This window comes from Streptomyces sp. AcH 505, from assembly GCF_000818175.1.
In the GTDB taxonomy this organism is placed as follows: Bacteria; Actinomycetota; Actinomycetes; order Streptomycetales; family Streptomycetaceae; genus Streptomyces.
The window spans coordinates 518,754-538,394 of the sequence record NZ_JTIY01000001.1 but is presented as its reverse complement, the minus strand read 5'-3'; the positions used below and the strand labels follow the sequence as shown (position 1 = coordinate 538,394).

Here is a 19,641-nt window from a genome sequence, read left to right as displayed (position 1 = left end):
AGCCGCAGGGGCCGGCCGGCTGCGGCGCGGTGGTCCAGGACGTGTCCGCACGTGTCGGCGGCGATGTCGCCGGGGCGCAGCGCCCCCGCGTCCGGCATCGCGCCGATGCCGAAGCCGTCGATGACGACGATGACCGTCTTGCTCATGGCGCTCCTTGCAGCGGCCGGCCGTGCGCGTCGTACAGGCCGGTCAGCCGGGGCGCGCCGGTGGACAGGCCCGCGACGACGGCGACGGTCGAGCGGGTGACGAAGATCTGGGTGCGGAAGGCGAGGACGGCGGTGTCGCCCGCCCGGACGGCGGGCGCCGCGTCCGTCAGCCGGTAGTAGTCGATGTTCTCGGCGGGGGAGTCCTGGACGGGCAGCCGCAGTCCGGTACGGGGCAGCAGCGCCGCCTTGATCCCGGCGCGTGCGTAGAAGCCGCCGCCGTACAGCGCGTGTCTGCCGTCGGCGAGGGTGTGCGCGACCTCGCTGACGTACACGTAGGCGGGCTGCTCCGGCTGATGCGCGTCGACCGCGTGCAGCGGGGTGGTGCCGGTGAGGGAGTGGCCCGGTTCGCCGTGGGTCGCGCCGAGTTCGGCGAGCAGCGGGAGCGTCGCCATGGCCGTGGCGCTCGGGGCGCTGAGCCCCAGCCGCTCGTGGCCGCGCGCGGCGAGCAGATCGCGTGCCTTGACGGCGAGTTCGAAGTTGGGCGTGGGGGCGGGCACGCCGGTGGCCGGGTCGCACAGCACGCAGGGGAAAGCGGTGACGCCGGCGATACGGATGCCGGGCAACTCCTCGGCGGCTTCGGCGAACGTGTCGAGGCCGTCGAGGGGTACGCCGCCTTCCTGGCCCGGGTAGACGGATCCCGCCGCGCCTTCGAGGCGTACGAACACGTCCTGGACGAAGCCGAGTTCGCGTGCGGCGTCGGAGACGGCGCGGGCGTTGGCCAGGTCGAAGACGGTGACCGCCTCGGGCCGCCAGGCCAGCATCTCGGGCAGGTCGCGGCGCGGGATCTGTACGAGGTGGCCGAGGTTGCCGGCCCGCGCGCCGGTGGCGTGCAGGGTGCGGGCCTCGGCCGGGTCGATCGCCGCGAAGGCGGGGATGTGCCGGGCGATGGCGCGGATCAGCGCGGGGTTGCGGCCGAGCTGTTTGACGACGAACCACAGGCTGAGGCCCAGCCGTTGGGCCTCGGCGGCGAGGAGTGCGGCGTTGGACTCAATGGCGTCCGCGTCCATGACGTAGGTGTCGGGCGGGATCGCGCCGGAGGCGTGCAGCGCGGTCGCCGTCTCGACGAGCGCGGCGTTGCGGGTGAGGACGGTGTCGAGGAACACGGTCAGCCCTCCAGGTCGAGCAGCGAACGGCGCAGGATCTCGACGACGAGATCGGCGCCGGCGCGCATGGGGTTGATCCGTACGGTCCAGTCGGCGAGTTCGGGGGCGTCGTCCAGCGACGAGCTGGACATCCGGTAGAAGAGCGGGGTGATCTCGTAACGGGAGTTGGAGCCGACCGGGTAGGGCGCCGCGCCGTACTTCGCCGCCACCGCGGGCAGTTGGCGGGCGACGGGCCGCTCCAGCCGGACAAGCAGGCAGCGGTCCTGCGCGTTGGCGATACGGACCTCGGCTACGCCCGGTACTTCGCCCGCCGTGAGCCGGTCGGCGACCTCGGCGCCCACCCGCGACTGGATCGCCCACATGACGGGCACGTGCGTGAGGGCGCGCAGCGCGTCGAGCGCCTGCGCGCCCTGCACCTGGCCGCCGCCGGAGTAGTTGTCGGCGCGGATGTGCTCCACCAGGTCGCGGGAGCCGACGACGGCGCCGACCCCTTCCGGGCCGTGCAGCTTGAACAGTGAGAAGCAGGAGGCGTCGGCGCCGAGTTCCACCCCGGAGGCGGGGACCCGCATGACGGCGTAGTTGTCGTCCACGACGGTGCGTACGCCCGCTTCGGCGCAGGCGGCGATCACCTCGGCGGGGTCGTACGAGTCGGCGAGCCGCTGGCGGCTGTGCTGGACGTACGCCCAGCGGAACCGGCCGGAGGCGAGCGCCTGGCGCAGCTCGGCCGGGTCGTTGAAGTCGGCCTCGACGGTGCGCACCCCGAGGCCGCGCAGCGTGACGGCGGTGGTGCGGTAGACGGGTGCCCGGTGGATGAGGAGCGGGTCGCCGGGGGAGACGGCGGCCTGGAGCGCGGCCCGGATCGCGCCGGTGCCCGCGCCCTGGACGAGGGCCGCGTCCTCGGCGCCGAAGTGCCCGGCGAGCACCGCTTCGACGCGTGCGGTCGTACGGGGCCTGCCGAGGCCGGGTACGACACCGGCGTCGGTCTCGAAGAGCTGGGTGCCCTCGAAGTGCGCCGCGGTGTGTTCGAGCAGCCGGTACTGGACGCGGACCGCTTCGTCGACGCCGACCGTCGCCAGCGGGTAGGTCGTGGGCAGGTGTACGGGCGTCTGTGGTGCGGCCATCTCAGATCTCCTCGACGTCGGCGCCGGTGAGGAAGCGCAGAGGGTTGCGGCGGGTCATCAGGTCCACCAGGTCGTCGTCCACCCCTGCGGCGCGTGCCTTCGGCAGGAAGGACCGGAAGAGGTGCCCGTATCCCTGGCCGCCCTCGGAGGTGAGGTAGCCGTGCCGGGAGATGTCGCAGCTGAGCAGGACCCGGTCGGCGTGGCCCGCTTCGAGCAGCGCGAGCAGTAGCCGCAGCCGGGTGTCGTCGCTCTGGTAGGCCGATTTGCCGACGGTGTCGAACGCGACGTACGCGCCGCTCGCCGCGAGTGCGCGGTGGACCGCCGGGTCGTCCAGCAGGTCCTGGTGGCCGACGGAGATCCGGTGCGGTGCGAGGCCGGCGCCGGTGAGCAGGTCGAGCTGGGCGAGTCCGCCGTGGCCGAGCTGGGCGTGGGTGGCGAGGGAGAGGCCGGTGGCGACGGCGGCGTGCGCGGAGGCGAGGAGCGCGCGGGTCTCCGGCTCGGACGGCCGGTCGCCGTGGCTGCCGATCTCGCCGAGCACCCCGGGTGTGACGCCGGTGTCGCCGATGCCGTCGGTGATCTCCCGGACGAGCGTGTCGGTGAGCTGCTCGACGCCGGCGTCCGCGATCTCCCGCGGGTGGAACGGCTCGTAGTACCAGCCGGTGGCCGCGACCACGGCGACGCCGGACTCCGCCGCGATCCGGGCCAGCGCGCGCGGGTCGCGGCCCATCCCGCGGCAGGTCAGCTCGATGACCAGGGCCAGGTCGAACTCGTCGCGCAGAGCGGCCAGTTCGGCCGTGACGGCGGCGGTGTGCCGGCCGTCGATGACGGCTTCGCCGCTGTCGGTCCTGTCGAGGTCGAGTACCAGATGTTCGTGCGCCAGGGCCGGGCCGCGCACGGCGGACACGGGCAACGGCCCGGCGACGGTGTGGAGATGGTGCTGCATGTGCTGCGCTTCCTGGTGTGGGGGGCCCGAGGGTTTGATCCGAACGAAGGGCGCTAGCCCTTGACCGGGGTGAAGAGGTCGAGCCAGTACAGGACGTTGAGCAGGATGCCGCCGACGATGACGGCCGCCGGCGCGGCCGCCATGCGTACGACGGGCCGGCCCATCGCCTCGTTGATCAGGTAGAGCCCGCCGACGATGAGGATCGCGAGACCGCCGCCCATGACGTTCGCCGCGAGCAGCGAGCCGAAGAGGATGGCCAGGGACAGCGTCTCGGTGATGGCGCTGCGCAGGTGCTCGGAGGAGTCGCGCACGCTCGGCAGCTTGCCGATGTACGACAGGGCCAGCACTTCGAGGGCGAAGACGACGGCGCCGACGACGGCGGCGAGGATCGGGTTCGGCATGAGGTAGCCGATGGGGTACACGAGCGTGAAGCCGGCGATGCCGTACGCGCCGGAGGCGAGGGCGGTCGTCGCGATCAGCGGGATGAAGCCGAAGACGCGGTAGAAGTCGACCTGCGCCGCCTCGCTGTACTGCCCCTTGGCGATCAGGAAGCTGGTGGCCTCACCACCGCCGAATATGTGCATCTGGGCCAGTGCGCAGACGCCGGCGCCGAGCAGCATGAACAGCGGCAGGTAGCGGCGCAGCCGGGCGGCGCTGGCGCTGAACAGCGACACCATGGGGTCGTCCGGGTCCGCTTCCTGCGGTCCGGTGTCCGTCGTGCCCTCGGCGGCGAAGGCGGCCCGGTCGGCCTTGCGCTGGAGCAGGTCCTTGCGGACGGCGAAGCCGATGAGCATCAGCACCCCGGCGGCCATCGCGAGCGAGCCGGCGAAGACGTTCGGCCACAGCTTCATCGTCATGATCACGAAGGCCAGCTCGATCACGGCGGCGATCCCGCCGCGCGCCCGGCCGAACTGCTTGGTGATGGCGAGCACCGGGAACAGCGTGAACAGGAACAGGATCGGCGTCGACATCTGCTGCATTGCCGTCAGGAAGTCGACGGGCAGCTTGTGCGCGAGGTTGTTGGTGCCGCCGAGACCGAAGACGATCAGCGCGCCCCAGGCGCCGCCGAGCAGCGGCGCGAGCCACTTCCGGAACGCCAGGATGCCGAGGATGTCGGTCGGCAGGAACAGCAGCCACGGGTTGAGGACGCCGGAGGACAGGGCCATCGGCGCGCCGAGGCCGAAGATGAACCCGGCGGAGAGGCCGAAGGACACCGCCGCCGTTGCGCTGCGGGACGAGCGCCCCTGGATGAAGTCGAGCATGAAGGGGCGGGTGCCGTCGTTGAAGACGGCCAGGGCCATGTGCGAGATGAACGCGGTGAGCGCGGCGAGCACGATGACGGTCAGTTGCTGGGCGAGCGTGAAGTCCAGATGGTTGGTGCTCGCTGCGAGGGTGTTCACGGGAGTTTCTCCTCCGGGCCCTGGAGTGCGGGAATCAGCCGCGCGCGGCGATGGCGCGGGCCATGACCGGCGCCACGGCGTCGATCTGGTCGATGGCGAAGCCGAAGACCTTCTTGCCTTCGGCGAGCAGGGCGGTGACCTCGTCCTCGGTGGGGACCGAGCGGCCGAAGGTGTGGCAGAGCGGCTTGCCGAGCAGGCCGACGAGCACGCCGAGGGAGGCGCCCGCGCCGGTGTGGCAGGTGCCGAGGTAGAAGTCGGCCTGGCCGCCGCGGAGCTTCATCGCCGCGTCCATGTCGTTGGAGACGGCGATCTCGATGCCGTCGATGCCGAGCTTGGAGACGATGCCGGCGACCTCGGTCTTGCCGACGCCTCCGGTGAGGATCTTCGTCATGGCTGTCTTCCTTTCGGGCGGGGCTTTCGGGCGGGGGCCCTGGGGTTCAGGCGGGGGAGTTCTGGGCGAGTACGGCGAGGTGCAGCGCGAGGAAGTTGATCTCCGAGTCGGGCAGCGGTGTGCCCAGCTCACGTCCGGCCCGCGCGGAGACCGCCCGGGACCTGGCGACCGCCTCGGGGTGGTCGGCGAGCTCGGCCGCCACCTGCTCGTCGGTTGTGAAGTTCTCGATGGGTTCGCCGTCGAGGAGCCTGGTCAGCGCCATCATCAGATGGCTGGTGAGCATGCCCGCGGTGTCCTCGGTGACGGTGCGGCCCTCGTCGGCGAGCGCGGTCAGCTCACCGGTCACGAAAGCCGCGACCTCGGGGCGTACCTGACCGCTCTCCCGGAAGAGCTGGATGCGGAGGGCGAGCTGGTCGTCCATGGGGTCCTCCTAGAGCATGCTCGACAAGTCGATAAGACAGTAACCAGTATTTTGTATTTTGAGCCTACGCCTCGACCCTCCGATTTCCGGGTCTCAGTACGAAGGCGTCCGTTCATGGCGCAGTACCTGCGTCTGTACGGAGGTCACGATCGACAGGTCGAGCGAGTCGCGTACGGCGCCGAGCGCCTTCGCCCCTTCGGTTCTGCCGATGATCGCCGCGCTGGAGTTGCGCAGCGAAAGATCGCGGTTGATCTCGTCGCCGAGCGGCAGGACGTCCACCCCGGCGCCGAGCCGGTCCTGCGCCTCGTCCAGGTTCCAGACCGTGGCGTCGGCAAGGTCACGTTCGAAAAGCTCCCGCAGCTGCATGTACGACGCCTCGACCCACTCGATGTCGGTGCGCCCGGCGAAGACGCGCTCGGCGAGCATCCGCCCGTCCTCCGACGCGTGGTCGACGGCGACCCGCAGCCCGGCGGAGTCCTGGGTGATGCCGTGCCGCAGCAGCAGCCCGTGGGCACCGACATAGGTGGCGGGGCCGAGGTCGGCCACCAGCTCCACCGGGTGTTCCTCGATCAGCCGGTCCGCCGCGAAGCGCGAGAGCACCACGAGGTCGACCTTGCCTTCGAGCAGCGCGGTCGTCCGGGCGCCGGCGCCGCGCATGAAGGTGATCGCGAAGGGCGCGCCCGCCTCCTCGAACGCGGAGCGCAGCCCCGTGGCAAGCCCCTCGTAGCGGCGCGAGTACGGCAGGGGCATCGCGGCGAGCAGGGTGCCGAGGCCGGACAGCCGCCACAGGACGGCCCGGTCCGAGCGGACCAGGAACGTGCCGAGATGGCCGCGGGCCGTGGTCTCTATGGCCTCGGCGTTCTCCAGCAGCTGGAGCGCCGCCTGTACGGTCCCGTTGCCGACGCCCAGCTCCTCGGCGAAGTCACGGACGCGCGGCAGCCGGGTGTCCGGCTCGTGGTTCAGCAGAAGAACCGCGAGCTGCCGGGCCGCGAGCCCGTTGCGCGTCAGGAAGCGCTCGTCGAAGGCTGTCACGGAAGAGACAGTAACCAGGATTCTGGATACTGACAAGGATTTCTCTGGTCCTTGTGAAAGACCCACTGAATCCGCAGGTCAGGGCGTGCGGGCGATCAGGTAGCGGAAGACGTTCGGCATCCAGACCGTGCCGTCGCGGCGGACATACGGATGCAGCGCCTCCGCGATCTCCTTCTCCACCTGACGCCGGTCCGTGGCCCGTATCGCGCCGTCGTACACACCCGTCGACAGCATTCCGCGCACCGCGCTCTCCGTGTCCGCGTACCCGAAGGGGCAGGCCACCCGGCCCGAACCGTCCGGGCGCAGCCCCACGCGCGCCGCCACGTCCTCCAGGTCGTCCCGGTGTGCCGGCCGCCACGCGCCCTTGCGCAGCCGGTCCGTCAGCCGGCCCGCCACCTGGAGCACCCCGGCCGTCGCGCACCGCTCCGGCGGGCCCCAGCCCGCCAGCACCACCGGCGCGCCCCGCTTGGCCAGCGGGACCGCCCGGCCGAGCGTGGGCCCCAGGCCCTTGGTGTCGCCCGCGACAGAGCCGACCGGCTGGAAGGCGGTGATCACGTCGTACCCGGGCCTGCCTGGTTCCGCGGCGTCGGCCAGCCGGTCCGTCGGCAGCAGCGTGCCGCTGTCCAGCCGCTCGCCCGCCAGCGCGAGCAGTTCGCTGTCGGAGTCCACGCCGGTCGCCTCCGCGCCCAGGGTGGCCGCCATCAGCAGCGCGAGCCCCGAGCCGCAGCCGAGGCCCAGCAGCCGGGTCCCCTCGCGGACCTCCAGGCGCTGGTACACCGCTTCGTAGAGCGGCACCAGCATCCGTTCCTGGATCTCGGCCCAGTCGCGGGCGCGCGCACTCACGTCCGCAGAAGCCGTCGAAGCCGAGGTCGCGTGCATCTGATGCCGGTGGTGCTTGACGAGCGTAGGTGTCATGGATAGCGCCCCAATCCGCCGAGAGGTCAGCATGCCCTGATTGACATCCCCCGTGTACGTGCGCGCCTTCGTCCCCCGTATGCCAGGGAACTCCCCATCCGTGCTCCCGTCCAGTGGGTGTCAGGCAAACTGTGTGTGTCGTGGGCGTACGCCCCGGCGCACAGGGCCGATTCTGTCCCGCGCTTCACATCGCCGTACGATGCCCGCCATGGCAAAGGCACCCGTACTCACGCCCCGGGCGGACGATTTCCCCCGCTGGTACCAGGATCTGATCAACAAGGCCGAGCTGGCCGACAACGGTCCGGTACGCGGCACGATGGTGATTAGGCCGTACGGGTACGCCCTGTGGGAGCGGATGCAGTCCGGCATGGACGCCAGGATCAAGGCGACCGGCACCCAGAACGCCTACTTCCCCCTGCTCATCCCGCAGTCCTACCTCGCCCGCGAGGCCGACCACGTCGAGGGCTTCGCCCCCGAGCTGGCCGTCGTCACCCACGGCGGCGGCAAAGAGCTGGAAGAGCCCGCCGTCGTCCGCCCCACCTCCGAGACGATCATCAACGAGTACTTCGCGAAGTGGGTGCAGAGCTACCGCGACCTGCCGCTGCTGATCAACCAGTGGGCCAACGTCGTCCGCTGGGAGCTGCGCCCGAGGCTCTTCCTGCGCACCTCCGAATTCCTCTGGCAGGAGGGCCACACCGCCCACGCCAGTTACGAGGAGGCGCACGACTTCGCCGCCCGTATCCACAAGGACGTCTACGGCGACTTCATGGAGAACGTCCTCGCCATGGACTTCGTCCTCGGCCGCAAGACGCCCAAGGAGCGGTTCGCCGGCGCCATCAACACCCTGACCCTCGAAGGGATGATGGGCGACGGCAAGGCGCTCCAGCTGGGCACCAGCCATGAACTGGGCCAGAACTTCGCGAAGGCGTTCCACACCCGCTACCTGTCGAAGGACGGCGAGCAGGAGTACGTCTGGCAGACCTCCTGGGGCTCGACCACCCGCATGATCGGCGCGCTGGTGATGATGCACGGCGACGACAACGGCCTGCGCGTACCGCCCCGCCTCGCCGCCGTCCAGGTCGTCGTCCTCGCCATCAAGGGCGACGAGGCGGTCGCCAAGGTCCGCGAGCTCGGCGAGCAGCTGACCGCGGCCGGGATCCGCGTCCAGGTCGACGACCGCGTCGACACCCCCTTCGGCCGGCGCGCCGTCGACTGGGAGCTGAAGGGCGTGCCCGTACGGATCGAGATCGGCCCGCGCGACCTGGAGAACGGCACGGCGATGCTGGCCCGCCGGATCCCCGGCGGCAAGGAGCCGGTCGCGCTCGACGCGGTCGCGGGCCTGCTGCCCGGCATCCTGGAGGAGGACCAGGCGCTGCTGCTCGCGCAGTCACGGGAGCGCCGTCTCTCGCGTACCAGCGACGTCGGCACCCTGGAGGAGGCGGCCGAGGTGGCCAACGCCGGCGGCTGGGCGCGGGTCCCGTGGGACAAGCTCGGCGCCGAGGGCGAGGCGGCTCTCGCCGGGCAGGGCGTGTCCGTACGGGCCCTGGTCGCCGAGGACGGCTCGGTGCCGGAGTCGGACGACGCCCCGGGTACTGTCGCTGTCGTGGCGCGCGCCTACTGACGTAGATCGACTACGCGCCGGAGCGTACGAGTCGCTACGTACCACCTTGGTGTGAGCTGTGAGACTTCTCCGCAGATAGACGCACCCGCCCTCGTCAGGACGCATCAACGGCAACTGACGGGTACGTGCAAATTATTTGGGATGCCCCGTAATGGAACCCGGGAGCCGTTCTGCTCGTTATTCACGACGTGAGCACGACACCACCTGTTCTCGCCGCAGAGCTGGCGCAGGCGTGGGCCGATATTCAGCGGTACCACCCCGAGCTGCCCGATCTTGCCGCGCCAGAGTCCCTGATCGGAGAGTCCTCGTCCGCCTGCGGCGCCGAGCTCTCCTTCGAACGACTGCTTCACGAAGCGGTCCATGGCATTGCCGCAGCCAGAGGCGTCCGTGACACCTCGCGCGCAGGCCGCTACCACAACCGCCGATTCCTCGCGATCGCCGAGGAGATGGGTCTGGACCACCCCGACGAGCCGCATCCCAGCAGCGGCTTCTCGCTGGTCCTGCTCAGCCCCGAGGCCAAGCGCCGCTACCGGCCGACCATGGAACGGCTGCAGCGCGCTCTCAAGGCGCACACCGTCGCGACGGCGGCCGACACCAAGCGCAGCTTCCGGGGTCCGGCCGCCCGGCACGGCTCGTCCGGCGGGGGCGTCCGGGTCAAGGCGGTCTGCGACTGCGGGCGCAACGTACGCGTCGTCCCCTCGGTCCTCGCGCAGGCGCCCATCGTCTGCGGCGGCTGCGGCAAGCCCTTCCGTATCCCGGAACAGGAAGTGGTCGCCGCTGCGAGCTGAAGCGCCGGGCAGCTCCGCAGCGCGCCGCCGTCCGTGCCTCTCCTGCCGGGTCAAGCCCCACCGCAGGTGTGTGGCACAATGGCAAGCTGCACTCGACAGTCGCACAGGACCCCTCTCTCCTCCGGCTGACGCGTCCATCGGGCATTTCGGGTGCCGCAACCCCACGTGGCATTCCCGCCGTGCCCAACCACGTCAAGACCAGGAGACACCACTCCCGTGGCAGTCAAGATCAAGCTGAAGCGTCTGGGCAAGATCCGTTCGCCTCACTACCGCATCATCGTCGCCGACTCCCGTACCCGCCGCGACGGCCGGGCCATCGAGGAGATCGGTCTGTACCACCCGGTGCAGAACCCCTCGCGTATCGAGGTCGACTCGGACCGCGCGCGTTACTGGCTGTCCGTCGGCGCCCAGCCGACCGAGCCGGTCCTCGCGATCCTCAAGCTCACCGGTGACTGGCAGGCCCACAAGGGACTGCCGGCCCCCGCGCCGCTGCTCATGCCGGAGCCCAAGGCTGACAAGCGCGCCCTCTTCGAGGCCGCCACCAAGGACGCCGGCGACGAGCCCAAGGGTGAGGCCATCACCCAGAAGGCGAAGAAGGCCGAGAAGAAGGCGGACGACGCCGGGACCGAGTCCCCGGCCGCCGCCGAGCCGACCGAGGCCTGAGCATGCTCGAGGAGGCTCTCGAGCACCTCGTGAAGGGCATCGTCGACAACCCGGACGAAGTGCAGGTCGCCTCGCGCAACCTGCGCCGTGGCCGCGTACTGGAGGTCAGGGTCCACCCCGACGACCTCGGTAAGGTGATCGGCCGCAACGGCCGCACCGCACGCGCGCTGCGTACCGTCGTGGGCGCCATCGGCGGCCGTGGCATCCGCGTCGACCTCGTCGACGTGGACCAGGTCCGCTGACTGAAGTTGTGACACCGGCACGGGCCGGGAAGGACCTTCGCGGCCCTTCCCGGCCCGTCGTCGTACGACAGGAGAAACGAGCACCGTGCAGTTGGTAGTGGCGCGCATCGGGCGCGCCCATGGGATCAAGGGCGAGGTCACCGTCGAGGTGCGCACGGACGAGCCCGAACTGCGGCTCGGGCCCGGCGCCGTACTCGCCACCGAACCGGCCTCCGTCGGACCGCTGACGATCGAGACGGGCCGGGTACACAGCGGAAGGCTGCTGCTGCGCTTCGACGGCGTGAGCGACCGCTCGGGCGCCGAGGCGCTGCGCAACACCCTGCTCATCGCCGAGATCGACCCGGAGGAACTCCCCGAGGACCCGGAGGAGTACTACGACCACCAGCTGATGGACCTGGACGTCGTCCTGGCCGACGGCACGGAGATCGGCCGGATCACCGAGATCACCCACCTGCCCTCGCAGGACCTGTTCATCGTGGAACGCCCCGACGGCAGCGAGGTGATGATCCCGTTCGTCGAGAAGATCGTCACGGAGATCGACCTGGAGGAGCAACGGGCCGTGATCACCCCGCCGCCCGGACTCCTGGACGACGGCGCGGCGGACGTGGCGGGCAAGAACGACCCCGCCGCCGACGACCCCGCGCGGCGCGACCCCGCTGATGACGCCCGCGCTGATGACGCCCCCGCCAAGGGCGACGCCTGATGCGGCTGGACGTCGTCACGATCTTCCCCGAGTACCTGGACCCGCTGAACGTCTCACTCGTCGGCAAGGCGCGCGCCCGCGGCCTGCTCGACGTCCATGTGCACGACCTGCGGCAGTGGACCCACGACCGGCACAACACGGTCGACGACACCCCGTACGGGGGCGGCCCCGGCATGGTCATGAAGACCGGCCCGTGGGGCGAGTCCCTCGACGAGGCGCTGGCGGACGGCTACGAGTCGGGCGCCCACAGCCCCGTACTCGTCGTCCCCACCCCCAGCGGCCGGCCCTTCACCCAGGAACTCGCCGTCGAACTCTCCGAGCGCCCCTGGCTGATCTTCACCCCCGCCCGTTACGAGGGCATCGACCGCCGGGTCGTCGACGAGTACGCGAGCCGGATGCCCGTCCACGAGGTGTCCATCGGCGACTACGTGCTGGCCGGCGGCGAGGCGGCGGTCCTGGTCGTCACGGAGGCGGTGGCCCGGCTGCTGCCCGGCGTCCTCGGCAACGCCGAGTCCCACCAGGACGACTCGTTCGCGCCCGGCGCCATGGCCAACCTGCTCGAAGGGCCCGTCTACACCAAGCCCCCGCAGTGGCGCGGCCGGGAGATCCCGGACATCCTGCTGAGCGGCCACCACGGGAAGATCGCGCGCTGGCGCCGGGACGAGGCACTGCGCCGCACCGCCGCCAACCGGCCCGACATGATCGAGCGTTGGGACGCCGCGGCCTTCGACAAGAAGGACCGCGAGACGCTCTCCATCATGGGCTGGGCACCGGAGCCCGGCGGCCGATTTTGGCGCAGGCCCGCCGCCATGGAAGAATGAGCCGTTGCTGTACGTCCGGAGTGCGCCCCTGCCACAGGGGGAACGACGCCCGCCCGACGCGACGGCACACCCCGAACTCTCATCACGACATCGCCGTTGATGACCTGTGGCATCAACGAGGAAGCAGATCTTTCATGTCCAGCCTGCTAGAGACCGTCGACGCCACCTCGCTGCGCACCGACCTCCCGGCCTTCCGCCCCGGTGACACGGTCAACGTGCACGTACGAGTCATCGAAGGCAACCGGTCCCGTATCCAGCAGTTCAAGGGCGTCGTCATCCGCCGCCAGGGCTCGGGCGTCCGCGAGACCTTCACGGTCCGCAAGGTCTCCTTCTCCGTCGGCGTCGAGCGCACCTTCCCCGCGCACAGCCCGATCTTCGAGAAGATCGAGCTCGTGAGCCGTGGCGACGTCCGCCGCGCCAAGCTGTACTACCTCCGTGAGCTGCGCGGCAAGGCCGCGAAGATCAAGGAGAAGCGCGACAACTGAGCCCGCGGGCTCGATCGCGCACGGGTCCACAGCGCCGCCGGATAAGCTCTGGGCGCGATGGACACCGAAGAACGTGACATGGAGCGCGACCCCTCTTCCGCATCCCCGACCGGGGCGGAAGCGGGGTCGCGCTTCTCACGTTTCACCGGGCTCACGTGGCGCAGGGTCGTGTTCCTCGGCGCTGTCTGCGTCGTCATCGTGCTCCTGTTCAGCCATTTCGTGGTGCAGCCCTTCCTGATCCCCAGCGGCTCGATGGAGCCGACGCTGCGCGTCGGCGACCGTGTACTGGTCAACAAGTTGGCGTACCGTTTCGGTGCTGTGCCACAGCGCGGCGACGTGATCGTCTTCGACGGCACCGGATCCTTCGTCCAGGAGCCGCCCGCGGGCAACCCCGTCACCTCACTGCTGCACGGGGCGGCCGCGGCCCTCGGTCTCGCCGAGCCCGCCGAGACCGATTTCGTCAAGCGCGTGGTCGGTGTGGGCGGCGACCATGTGGTCTGCTGCGACAAGAGGGGCAGGGTCGAGGTGAACGGCCGGGCGGTGAACGAGCGCTACGTGTACCCCGGGGACGCGCCTTCCGAGGTCGAGTTCGACATCGTGGTGCCCAGCGGACGGCTCTGGGTCATGGGCGACCACCGGGCCGTCTCCCGCGACTCCCGGGACCATCTCGGCGAGCCCGGCGGCGGTGTGGTGCCCGTGGACCGGGTGATCGGCAGGACCGACTGGATCGGCTGGCCGTTCGCCCACTGGACCTCGCTGAAGCGGACCGACGCCTTCCAGGGCGTACGAGACGCCGGCGGCGCCCATGGGTAAGCGCGGACGGCCGGCCAGCCACGGGTCCGACACCCGGCTGCCGACGGGCACCCGGCCGACCGACGGGCGGCCTTCGCTGCCGGGCCGGGCCGAGCGGCGCAAACTGGCGCGCCGGGTCAAGAACCGCCGCCGCAGGTCGGCCGTGGTCGAGGTGCCCGTCCTGATCGTCGTCGCCGTACTCATCGCGCTCGTGCTCAAGACCTTCCTGGTGCAGGCGTTCGTGATCCCCTCCGGTTCGATGGAGGAGACGATCCGGATCAGCGACCGGGTCCTGGTGGACAAGCTGACGCCCTGGTTCGGCTCGAAGCCGAGCCGCGGCGACGTGGTCGTCTTCAAGGACCCCGGCGGCTGGCTGAAGGACGAGAAACCCACCGCCGACACCTCACCCGCCGGCGTCAAACAGCTCAAGCAGGGACTGACGTTCATCGGACTGCTGCCGTCGGCCGACGAGCAGGATCTGATCAAGCGAGTGATCGCGGTCGGCGGTGACACCGTCAAATGTTGTGACAAGGATGGCAAAGTCACCGTCAACGGAACGCCCCTGAACGAGCCGTATCTTCACCCGGGGAACCCGCCGTCCACACTCTCGTTCGAGGTGAAGGTGCCGGCCGGGCGGATCTTCGTCATGGGAGATCACCGCTCCGACTCGGCCGATTCCCGCTTCCATCTGAACGAGAAATACCAGGGCACGGTGGCGGAGTCCGAGGTCGTGGGGCGTGCGGTGGTCATCGCCTGGCCGTTCGGCCACTGGCGCAGACTGGAGGAACCGGCCACGTACGCTTCGGTGGCCGAGGCGCGTGCGGGTCCTGCGGCGGCGTCAGTACGTACGAATAGTGTGATCCCCCAGGATCGCAACGGATTGGTCCGGCCCCCGGGCCCTGCGGAACTCCCGGTCGTTATGGGAGTGGTGGTCCTGTCCTGGAACCGGGACAGGCGCTCGTACAGCTCGTACAGAGCGAAACGCAGAGTGAATCGCACGGAGTGAAGGAGTGGATGTGGGGGACGTGGCGGTCGGCGCACGATCCGGACACGATGGTCCCGAGGAGGGACACGAGCAGCTCGCCGAGTCGCCCGCAGCCGTGACCGATATGACGAACGACATGACGAAACCGGCGGCGCCGGGGAGCGGAGCAGGCACGGAATCCGGGAGCAGCACCGAATACGGCGGCAGCGGCGGCCCCGGTGACGGCGAGGGCGACGGGGAAGATGACGGCGAGGCCGGCCGGCCGCGCAAGCAGCGCTCCTTCTGGAAGGAGCTGCCCCTGCTGATCGGGATCGCGCTGGTACTGGCGCTGCTGATCAAGACCTTCCTGGTGCAGGCGTTCTCCATCCCGTCCGACTCGATGCAGGACACCCTGCAGCGGGGCGACCGGGTGCTGGTGGACAAGCTCACCCCGTGGTTCGGCGCTGAGCCGCAGCGCGGCGAGGTGGTCGTCTTCCACGACCCGGGCGGCTGGCTCGAGGACACCCCGACGCCGGACCCGAACGTGGCGCAGAAGTTCCTCAGCTTCATCGGCCTGATGCCGTCGGCCGAGGAGAAGGACCTGATCAAGCGGGTCATCGCGGTCGGCGGTGACACGGTGAGCTGCGACAAGGGCGGCAAGGTCAAGGTCAACGGCCACGCGCTGCAGGAGTCCGGGTACATCTACCCGGGCAACACTCCGTGCGACGACGAGCCGTTCGGGCCGATCAAGGTCCCCGACGGCCGTATCTGGGTGATGGGCGACCACCGGCAGAACTCGCTGGACTCCCGCTACCACCAGTCGCTGCCCGGCAACGGGACGGTCTCCACCGACGAGGTCGTCGGCCGGGCCATCGTCGTGGCATGGCCGGTCAACCGGTGGGACGCGCTGTCCGTGCCGAGCACCTTCGACCAGTCGGGGCTGAGCGCGGCGGCAGGCGCGGCTCCGGTGGCGGTCGGCCTGGTGGGCGCCTTCCCGCTGGTGCTGTGGCGCAGGAAGCGCCGAACCCGTGGACTTACCGAGCGTAACCCCGGGTAAGGTGCGGTCCCAGATCGTCGATCTCCGAGGATCTTGATCTCCGTGGATCACTCCCGGAAATCTCCGAGGATCACTCTCCGGAAATGGGGGCGCTGGGATGAGCGGAACAGGACGGACCAACGACGGCCGCGGCCGCCTCGGCAATGTGCTGTCGGGGCTGGCCGTGGCCGTCGGCTGTGTGCTCTTCCTCGGAGGGTTCGTCTGGGGCGCCGTCGTCTACCAGCCGTACACGGTGCCGACGGAGTCGATGACGCCGACGGTGAACGCGGGCGACCGGGTGCTCGCCCAGCGGATATCCGGCGCCGACGTGCGCCGCGGCGACGTGGTGGTCTTCAAGGACAAGCAGTGGGGCGATCTGCCGATGGTGAAGCGGGTGGCCGGGGTCGGCGGCGACAAGGTCGCCTGCTGCGACAGCCACGGCCGGCTCACCGTCAACGGCAAGCCGATCGACGAGCCGTACACCCAGAAGGCCATCGGCGGTCTCGCCTCGGCGACCGCCTTCTCGGCGTCGGTGCCGAAGGGCCAGCTGTTCATGCTCGGTGACGAGCGCAGCGGGTCGCTGGACTCCCGGGTCCATCTGCAGGACCCGGACCAGGGCTCCGTGCCGCGCTCCGAGGTGCGGGCGCGGGTGGACGCCGTCGCCTGGCCGCTGGGGACCATGATCGGTCGTCCCGCCTCCTTCGCCGCGCTGCCGGGCGGGGTGTCCCGGCCGGGGCCGCTGAAGCTGATGGTCGCGGCGGTGATTGCCGGTGCCGTGCTGATCCTGGGCGGCGCGGCCCTCGGACCGGTGCTGGGCAGGCTGTCCAGGCCGCGCCGGGGGGCCAGGACGGGCGAGGTGTCCGCAGGTGCCCGCTGACGAGGTGCCCCTTGAGGGTGTGGCGCCGGGCGGCGAGGTGGTGCGGAAGGTGGCACGGGTGGTGCTGCTGGACCCCGACGACCGGATCCTGCTGTTGCGCGGGTTTGAACCGGCCGACCCCGCCGACACCTGGTGGTTCACCCCGGGCGGCGGCCTGGAGGGCGACGAGACCAGACGGGAGGCCGCGCTGCGTGAGCTGACCGAGGAGACGGGGATCACACGGGTGGATCTCGGTCCGGTGCTGTGGCACCGGATCTGCTCGTTCCCTTTCGACGGCCGCCGCTGGCACCAGGACGAGTGGTACTTCCTGGCACGTACGACACAGACCGACACCTCGTCCGAAGGGCTGACCGAGCTGGAACGCCGCAGTGTCGCCGGGTCGAGGTGGTGGACCTCCGCCGAACTGTCGGCGTCGCGTGAGACGGTGTATCCGACCAGGCTCGCCGGGCTGCTGCGCAGGCTGCTCGACGAGGGTCCTCCGGATGAGCCGGTGATCCTCGACCCCGAAATCGTCTAGGGGTGAGAGGCGCCGGAGCACAATGGGGGGACGTACGGCTGAAGGGGAACATGCCATGAGCGCCGAGGACCTCGAGAAGTACGAGACCGAGATGGAGCTGAAGCTCTACCGGGAGTACCGCGATGTCGTCGGTCTGTTCAAATATGTGATCGAGACCGAGCGCCGCTTCTATCTCACCAACGACTACGAGATGCAGGTGCACTCGGTACAGGGTGAGGTTTTCTTCGAGGTGACCATGGCGGACGCCTGGGTCTGGGACATGTACAGGCCGGCCAGGTTCGTCAAACAGGTCCGGGTGCTCACATTCAAGGACGTGAACATCGAGGAGCTCAACAAGAGCGATCTCGAACTGCCCGGGGGCTGAAGAGAGTGAGCCGCCACCCCTGAGGCCCTGGAGCCTGGGGCCCGGGCCCTGAGGCACTCACCCCTGAGGCACTCACCCCTGAGAGTGGCCGGGTTGTCCACAGATACGGGGTTATCCACCAAGATCCACTTGCTTCCGGCGAAGGCGTCAGAGTCGGTGGTGGAGGTGGTGCCGAGATGAACGCGACGGGGGCACTGGGGCGGTACGGCGAGAATCTGGCGGCGCGACAGCTGGTCGCGGCGGGGATGACCGTGCTCGCGCGGAACTGGCGGTGCGGCAGGACCGGCGAGATCGACATCGTGGCGATGGACACGGACGTGCTGGTGGTCTGCGAGGTCAAGACCCGCAGAGCCGACTCGTTCGAGCATCCGATGGCCGCGGTGACACCGGCCAAGGCGGAGCGGCTGAGACGGCTGGCCGACTGCTGGCTGGAGCGCTCGGGCGGCCCGCCGCCCGGCGGGGTGCGGATCGATCTCGTCGGAGTGGTGCTGCCGGACCGTGGCGCGCCCGTGCTGGAGCATGCGCGGGGGGTGGCCTGATGGGGTTCGCGCGTGCGTGCTCGGTGGCCCTGGTGGGCGTCGAAGGCGTGGTGGTCGAGGTCCAGGCCGATCTGGAGCCGGGAGTGGCCGCCTTCACCCTGGTCGGGCTGCCCGACAAGAGCCTCATCGAGAGCCGGGACCGGGTCAGGGCTGCCGTGGTCAACTCCGGCGCCGAATGGCCGCAGAAGAAACTCACGGTGGGGCTGAGCCCCGCCTCCGTACCGAAGAGCGGGAGCGGCTTCGACCTGGCCGTCGCGGCCAGCGTCCTGGGCGCGGCCGAGCGGATCGACCCCAAGACGATCGCCGATCTGGTGCTGATCGGGGAGCTGGGTCTCGACGGCCGGGTCCGACCCGTACGGGGCGTGCTGCCCGCGGTGCTGGCGGCGGCCGAGGCCGGGTACCGGCAGGTCGTCGTCCCCGAGCAGACCGCCGGTGAGGCGGCCCTGGTGCCCGGCGTCTCGGTCCTCGGCGTCCGGAGCCTGCGCCAGCTCATCGCCGTGCTCACGGACGGGCCCGTGCCGGACGAGCCGGAGGAGACCCTGGAAGGGCGCCCCGACCCCATGCTGGCCGGGCTGCTGGTGCCGGGAGCAGGAGTGGGCACCGGGCTCGCCACGGGCGCCGGGGCGGACGGCGGGCACCGTCCTGATCTCTCCGACGTGGCGGGACAGGCCGAGGCGCGTACGGCCCTGGAGGTCGCGGCGGCCGGCGGCCACCACCTGCTGCTGCACGGCCCGCCGGGCGCGGGCAAGACCATGCTGGCCGAGCGGCTGCCGGGCGTTCTGCCGCCGCTGACCCGACAGGAGGCCCTGGAAGTCACGGCGGTGCACTCGGTGGCCGGCATGCTGCCGCCGGGGCAGCCACTGGTCCGTACGGCGCCCTACTGCGCGCCGCACCACTCGGCGACGATGCAGTCACTGGTCGGCGGCGGGAACGGGATGCCACGGCCCGGCGCTGTGTCGCTGGCACACCGCGGGATTCTCTTTCTCGACGAGGCACCCGAGTTTTCGGGGCGGGCCCTGGACGCGCTGCGCCAGCCCCTCGAATCGGGTCATGTGGTGGTGGCCCGCAGCGCCGGCGTGGTGCGGCTGCCCGCCCGCTTCCTGATGATCCTCGCCGCCAACCCGTGCCCCTGCGGCCGGCACACCCTGCAAGGCTCCGGCTGCGAGTGCCCGCCGTCCGCGATCCGCCGCTACCAGGCGCGACTCTCCGGACCGCTGCTCGACCGGGTCGATCTGCGGGTGCGGGTCGAGCCGGTCCAGCGCGCCGATCTGATGGGGCAGGGCGGCAGGGGAGAGCCGACGGCCGCCGTCGCCGCACGGGTCGCCGAGGCCAGGGCGCGCTCCGCAGCCCGGCTCGACGGCACACCCTGGCGCGTCAACAGCGAGGTGCCGGGTCATGAGCTGCGTACCCGCTGGCTCGTCGCTCCCGGCGCCCTCGCCGCCGCCGAGCGCGATCTGGAGCGCGGACTGCTCACCGCCCGGGGCCTGGACCGGGTGCTGCGGGTCGCCTGGACCGTCGCCGACCTCGCGGGACGCGACCGGCCGCAGGAGCGGGACGTCGCGCTCGCGCTGGAGTTGCGTACCGGCGTCGCCAGAGGCGTACCGGCCGCCGCGGGGAGCGGGTCATGACGTCCACGACCGGCGCGGCCGAGGAGCGGCTGGCGCGGGCCGCGCTCACGCGGATCTTCGAGCCGGGCG

General features: G+C 70.7%; 22 protein-coding genes and 1 pseudogene. 15 read left to right on the top strand and 8 right to left on the bottom strand.

Translation table 11 applies throughout. The features are described 5' to 3' along the window. Positions 1 to 142 precede the first annotated feature (142 nt). The 8 genes from HY68_RS02450 to HY68_RS02415 all read right to left on the bottom strand — a co-directional run bounded on the left by HY68_RS02450 (position 143) and on the right by HY68_RS02415 (position 7,532). Positions 143 to 1,309 (bottom strand): alanine racemase, encoded by a 1,167-nt coding sequence (locus tag HY68_RS02450; protein ID WP_041983962.1) that lies wholly within the window; start codon positions 1,307 to 1,309, stop codon positions 143 to 145. 2 nt (positions 1,310 to 1,311) lie between these two features. Continuing rightward, positions 1,312 to 2,430 carry an aminotransferase class V-fold PLP-dependent enzyme gene (locus HY68_RS02445; protein WP_041983961.1) on the bottom strand — a complete coding sequence of 373 codons (1,119 nt, stop codon included), beginning with the start codon at positions 2,428 to 2,430 and terminating at the stop codon, positions 1,312 to 1,314. A gap of 1 nt (position 2,431) precedes the next feature. After that, complete coding sequence (locus HY68_RS02440; RefSeq protein WP_041983960.1) at positions 2,432 to 3,373, bottom strand: phosphotriesterase; 942 nt, start codon at positions 3,371 to 3,373, stop codon at positions 2,432 to 2,434. A 53-nt stretch (positions 3,374 to 3,426) separates the two neighbouring features. After that, positions 3,427 to 4,773 carry a YhfT family protein gene (locus tag HY68_RS02435; RefSeq protein ID WP_041983959.1) on the bottom strand — a complete coding sequence of 449 codons (1,347 nt, stop codon included), beginning with the start codon at positions 4,771 to 4,773 and terminating at the stop codon, positions 3,427 to 3,429. A 34-nt stretch (positions 4,774 to 4,807) separates the two neighbouring features. Continuing rightward, the gene (locus HY68_RS02430) at positions 4,808 to 5,164 is read right to left on the bottom strand and encodes a DUF2620 domain-containing protein (RefSeq protein ID WP_041983958.1); all 357 of its coding nucleotides are present in this window, start codon (positions 5,162 to 5,164) and stop codon (positions 4,808 to 4,810) included. A gap of 46 nt (positions 5,165 to 5,210) precedes the next feature. Then, entirely contained in the window at positions 5,211 to 5,585 is a 375-nt protein-coding gene (locus tag HY68_RS02425) for a PRD domain-containing protein (protein ID WP_041983957.1), read from the bottom strand. 93 nt (positions 5,586 to 5,678) lie between these two features. Next, complete coding sequence (gene yhfZ / locus HY68_RS02420; RefSeq protein ID WP_041983956.1) at positions 5,679 to 6,617, bottom strand: GntR family transcriptional regulator YhfZ; 939 nt, start codon at positions 6,615 to 6,617, stop codon at positions 5,679 to 5,681. A gap of 78 nt (positions 6,618 to 6,695) precedes the next feature. Continuing rightward, positions 6,696 to 7,532 (bottom strand): SAM-dependent methyltransferase, encoded by an 837-nt coding sequence (locus HY68_RS02415; protein WP_078863395.1) that lies wholly within the window; start codon positions 7,530 to 7,532, stop codon positions 6,696 to 6,698. Positions 7,533 to 7,740: 208 nt separating this feature from the next. On the opposite strand from HY68_RS02415, the gene proS reads away from it, so the two are divergent. From proS to HY68_RS02340, 15 genes and pseudogenes are all read left to right on the top strand, one after another. Next, positions 7,741 to 9,153 carry a proline--tRNA ligase gene (proS, locus tag HY68_RS02410; protein WP_041983954.1) on the top strand — a complete coding sequence of 471 codons (1,413 nt, stop codon included), beginning with the start codon at positions 7,741 to 7,743 and terminating at the stop codon, positions 9,151 to 9,153. A 188-nt stretch (positions 9,154 to 9,341) separates the two neighbouring features. After that, positions 9,342 to 9,941 carry a hypothetical protein gene (locus HY68_RS02405; protein WP_041983953.1) on the top strand — a complete coding sequence of 200 codons (600 nt, stop codon included), beginning with the start codon at positions 9,342 to 9,344 and terminating at the stop codon, positions 9,939 to 9,941. A gap of 216 nt (positions 9,942 to 10,157) precedes the next feature. After that, complete coding sequence (rpsP, locus tag HY68_RS02400) at positions 10,158 to 10,604, top strand: 30S ribosomal protein S16 (protein WP_041983952.1); 447 nt, start codon at positions 10,158 to 10,160, stop codon at positions 10,602 to 10,604. Between the two features lie 2 nt (positions 10,605 to 10,606). Continuing rightward, positions 10,607 to 10,846 (top strand): RNA-binding protein, encoded by a 240-nt coding sequence (locus HY68_RS02395; protein WP_020868149.1) that lies wholly within the window; start codon positions 10,607 to 10,609, stop codon positions 10,844 to 10,846. Positions 10,847 to 10,931: 85 nt separating this feature from the next. Then, positions 10,932 to 11,549, top strand: coding sequence for a ribosome maturation factor RimM (gene rimM / locus HY68_RS02390; RefSeq protein WP_041983950.1), 618 nt, complete (start codon positions 10,932 to 10,934; stop codon positions 11,547 to 11,549). Continuing rightward, a complete protein-coding gene (trmD, locus tag HY68_RS02385) occupies positions 11,549 to 12,370 on the top strand; it encodes a tRNA (guanosine(37)-N1)-methyltransferase TrmD (protein ID WP_041983947.1) in 822 nt (273 codons plus the stop codon). Before rimM ends, trmD begins: the two co-directional genes overlap by 1 nt. Positions 12,371 to 12,504: 134 nt before the next feature. Beyond that, positions 12,505 to 12,855, top strand: a complete 351-nt coding sequence (gene rplS, locus HY68_RS02380) for a 50S ribosomal protein L19 (RefSeq protein ID WP_041983945.1) — start codon at positions 12,505 to 12,507, stop codon at positions 12,853 to 12,855. A 57-nt stretch (positions 12,856 to 12,912) separates the two neighbouring features. Then, entirely contained in the window at positions 12,913 to 13,668 is a 756-nt protein-coding gene (gene lepB, locus HY68_RS02375) for a signal peptidase I (protein ID WP_041983943.1), read from the top strand. Then, a pseudogene (gene lepB, locus HY68_RS02370) lies at positions 13,661 to 14,854 on the top strand (signal peptidase I). Before lepB (HY68_RS02375) ends, lepB (HY68_RS02370) begins: the two are co-directional and overlap by 8 nt. Further along, entirely contained in the window at positions 14,757 to 15,668 is a 912-nt protein-coding gene (lepB, locus tag HY68_RS02365; protein WP_198533379.1) for a signal peptidase I, read from the top strand. The pseudogene lepB (HY68_RS02370) and the gene lepB (HY68_RS02365) overlap by 98 nt, the downstream one beginning before the upstream one ends. A gap of 97 nt (positions 15,669 to 15,765) precedes the next feature. Further along, positions 15,766 to 16,524, top strand: coding sequence for a signal peptidase I (lepB, locus tag HY68_RS02360; protein WP_041983938.1), 759 nt, complete (start codon positions 15,766 to 15,768; stop codon positions 16,522 to 16,524). Next, positions 16,514 to 17,041 (top strand): NUDIX hydrolase, encoded by a 528-nt coding sequence (locus HY68_RS02355; protein ID WP_041983936.1) that lies wholly within the window; start codon positions 16,514 to 16,516, stop codon positions 17,039 to 17,041. Before lepB (HY68_RS02360) ends, HY68_RS02355 begins: the two co-directional genes overlap by 11 nt. A 55-nt stretch (positions 17,042 to 17,096) precedes the next feature. Further along, the gene (locus HY68_RS02350) at positions 17,097 to 17,405 is read left to right on the top strand and encodes a DUF2469 domain-containing protein (protein WP_014675276.1); all 309 of its coding nucleotides are present in this window, start codon (positions 17,097 to 17,099) and stop codon (positions 17,403 to 17,405) included. Between the two features lie 176 nt (positions 17,406 to 17,581). Beyond that, complete coding sequence (locus HY68_RS02345) at positions 17,582 to 17,944, top strand: YraN family protein (protein ID WP_041983932.1); 363 nt, start codon at positions 17,582 to 17,584, stop codon at positions 17,942 to 17,944. Beyond that, positions 17,944 to 19,572, top strand: coding sequence for a YifB family Mg chelatase-like AAA ATPase (locus HY68_RS02340; RefSeq protein WP_041983930.1), 1,629 nt, complete (start codon positions 17,944 to 17,946; stop codon positions 19,570 to 19,572). Before HY68_RS02345 ends, HY68_RS02340 begins: the two co-directional genes overlap by 1 nt. Positions 19,573 to 19,641 lie beyond the last annotated feature (69 nt).